Genomic DNA, 3,080 nt, shown 5'->3' on the forward strand with positions numbered 1-3,080 from the left:
GGCGCACCAAAAGGTTTCAAAGTTTCACGAAAAAATTCACTCAATTTCTGTTTGCTCTTTTAGTGTATGCTTCTTTTTCCAAAGCGCATGTATTTTCATTGCCAGCACACTGCCTGCCAACAGTGCTGTTACCATATTGGCAACTATAATCGGTAGCGAAGAAAGCATAAAGCCATACGCCAACCATAGCAATATTCCAAAGGTAAACACGGAATACATGGTTAAAGAAATGCCTTCGGTATTTCGGGTTTTTACGATGTGTATTATTTGAGGAACAAAAGAAAGGGTGGTGCAAACGGCTGCAGCAGTGCCCACTAAGTCTGTGGTGGAGAGCATTTAGCTGTGTTTTAAAATTTTAAGACGGGCAAATTTTAGCATGATTTTTTTCTGCCCGTAACCTTCAAAAAATATAGTGGCAATTCGGTTAATACCTTGCCCTTCCATAGCTATTACTTTACCTTCGCCAAATTTTTCGTGGATTACATCCATGCCGTTTTGCAGGTTGGCAGGGTCATCGGGTATAAAAGGTTCGCTGTTGGCGCTTATTGGTTTTGGTGCAGGAGTAGCAGGTTTTATATTTAAGGTATTGGGGCGGCTAAACATTTGTTTGGCTTGTTCTCGTTTTAAATCGCCCAATACGGCAAGGATTTCATCGGGAATTTCTTTTAGGAAACGGCTGGGGTCGCAATACTGTAAACTACCAAATTTATAACGGGTAGAGGCATACGAAAGAATGAGTTTGCTTTCTGCCCGTGTAACTGCCACATAAAATAAACGTCTTTCTTCTTCTAAATCTTCTAAGCTGTAAAGCGATTGTCCGCTTGGAAAGAGGTTTTCTTCCATGCCCACCACAAAAACTACCGGAAACTCCAATCCTTTGGCACTGTGGATGGTCATGAGTTTTACGGTGTCTGCATTGTCTTTATCTTTTTCGTCTCCGGTAAGCAGGGTGATATTTTGCATGTAGCTGCCAAGCGATTTGTCGTTCATCATATTGGCATCTTCATCAGAAAGCACTACGTCTTCTTCTACAAATTCTTTAATACCATTGAGTAAGCCTTGTATGTTTTCGTAGCGGCTTACGCCTTCTACGGTTTTATCGTTATACAATTCCGAAAGTAGGGTGGTAACTTTGGCTACGTGCTGTGCCACTTCGTAGGCGTTTTTTTCTTTTGCCAGGGCTGCAAAACTTTTTACCATTAGCACAAATTCTTCTATGGCATTTTTAGTGCGCGAAGGAAAGTCGTGGAAGGCAATGGTTTCTAGTATATCCCAAGCGCGTTTACCTTCGTTGATGGCAAGGGTAAATATTTTGTCTATAGATGTTTGGCCAATGCCTCTTGCCGGATAGTTTATGATGCGTTTAAAGGCTTCTTCATCGTAGTGGTTGATGGCGAGTTTAAGGTAGGCAAGCAAGTCTTTTATTTCCTTGCGTTGGTAAAAACTCATGCCACCATAAATTTTGTAAGGAATATTCATTCTGCGCAGGCTTTCCTCGAATGATCGCGACTGTGCATTGGTGCGGTAGAGGATGGCAAAGTCGTTGTTGAAAAGGCGTTCGCGCATTTTTATTTCTTGAATGCTTTCTGCCACAAAACGTCCTTCTTCGTTATCGCTTGGAGAACGCACTACTTTTATTTTTTCGCCTTCGTTGTTGCTGGTCCAGATTTCTTTTTTTATCTGGTGTTTATTGTTTTGAATAAGTTTATTGGCAGCGGTTACAATGTGCTGGGTGCTGCGGTAGTTTTGTTCCAGTTTGAAAACTTTAAGATCGGGAAAATCTTTTTCAAAATTCAGGATATTATCAATAGTGGCACCTCTAAAAGCATAAATACTTTGCGCATCATCGCCCACTACTGTAATGTTTTGAAATACATCTGCAATGCGTTTTACAATAGAATATTGCAGTGGGTTGGTATCTTGAAACTCATCAATTAAAATATAGCGAAACTTATGTTGGTACTTATACAACACATCGGGGAAGGTGGTGATTATTTCGTGTGTTTTAAGGAGGAGATCGTCAAAATCCATTGCGCTGCTTTTAAAACATCTTTCGCAGTATGCTTTGTAAATTGAGCCTGTTTCGGGGCGCTTTTGTGCGCGGTCTTCGCTAATAAGTTCGGCATCCAGCAGGTAATCGTCCGGTAGAATTAGAGCATTTTTTGCCGAAGAAATCCTATACTGTATTTGGTTGGGTTTGTATATTTTATCGTCTAGGTTTTTTTCCTTGATAATAGATTTTATGAGGCTGCGCGAATCTTCGGTGTCGTAAATGGTAAAGTTGGAAGGATAACCTAAACGTTGTGCTTCTACTCGCAATATTCTGGCAAACACCGAGTGAAATGTGCCCATAAATAAACTGCGGGCATTGGTGCCGGCAATGGTTTCTATACGATGCCGCATTTCTTCGGCAGCTTTGTTGGTAAAAGTAAGCGATAGTATAGAAAATGGGTTTACATCTTGCTGTAGCAAGTAGGCAATACGATAAGTAAGTACGCGGGTTTTGCCAGAGCCGGGGCCTGCAACAATTAGTGTGGGTCCTTCGAAATTTACTACTGCTTCGCGTTGAATATCATTTAGCTCATCTAAAAAATTCATGGCGTAAAAATACGAAGGCAAAAGAGCTTAGGATAAAATGATTTTCAACACAGATTGAAAGAAATAAAAAAAGGGTCGCGATGTGGCGACCCTCCTCTGACTATGGACACTTTGTTTGGTGACAAGAAATGGGGAATTGGGATAAGTGGTTGGGTATAGTGGTTAGTGGTAAAGCATTTTAGTTAGAAGCGAGCGCCACGCTAGGGAAAGTACGCGTAACTCCGTCTTTAGAAACAGTTTTAATTCTGTAGTAAGAATCAATGTTGTTAGGCAAAGGATATTTATCTGCACGGAACACGTAGTTACCGTCTTCAATTTCGGCACCTTCGGTTTGTATGTATTTTACTTGGCTGAAGAATTCGCCACCGTTGCCGCTTCGTTCAATAATAATATGGTCGTATTGTGCCATATCTTGGGCAAGGATGTGCAAAGTAACTTCGCTTTTGCTGCGTTCAATTTCGAGTGCCACATCGGCATTTGGG

Annotated in this window: 3 protein-coding genes; all 3 read right to left on the minus strand. The window is 41.2% G+C overall.

The features are described 5' to 3' along the window. Positions 1-36: 36 nt before the first annotated feature. Positions 37-336, minus strand: coding sequence for a SemiSWEET transporter (locus KF872_12620; protein ID MBX2904383.1), 300 nt, complete (start codon positions 334-336; stop codon positions 37-39). Further along, positions 337-2,598: a UvrD-helicase domain-containing protein gene (locus KF872_12625; protein ID MBX2904384.1), complete on the minus strand. Its 2,262-nt coding sequence runs from the start codon at positions 2,596-2,598 to the stop codon at positions 337-339. 178 nt (positions 2,599-2,776) lie between these two features. After that, on the minus strand, positions 2,777-3,080 hold a 304-nt coding region (locus KF872_12630), incomplete at its 5' end, for a hypothetical protein (GenBank protein MBX2904385.1).

The sequence above is a fragment of the Chitinophagales bacterium genome, assembly GCA_019638515.1.
Taxonomy (GTDB): Bacteria; Bacteroidota; Bacteroidia; order Chitinophagales; family LD1; genus UBA7692.

Excerpts from the sequence above, each read along its gene's own strand:
- KF872_12625 (MBX2904384.1), bottom strand. The coding sequence starts at position 2,598 with ATGAATTTTTTAGATGAGCTAAATGATATTCAACGCGAAGCAGTAGTA.
- KF872_12620 (MBX2904383.1), bottom strand. The coding sequence starts at position 336 with ATGCTCTCCACCACAGACTTAGTGGGCACTGCTGCAGCCGTTTGCACC.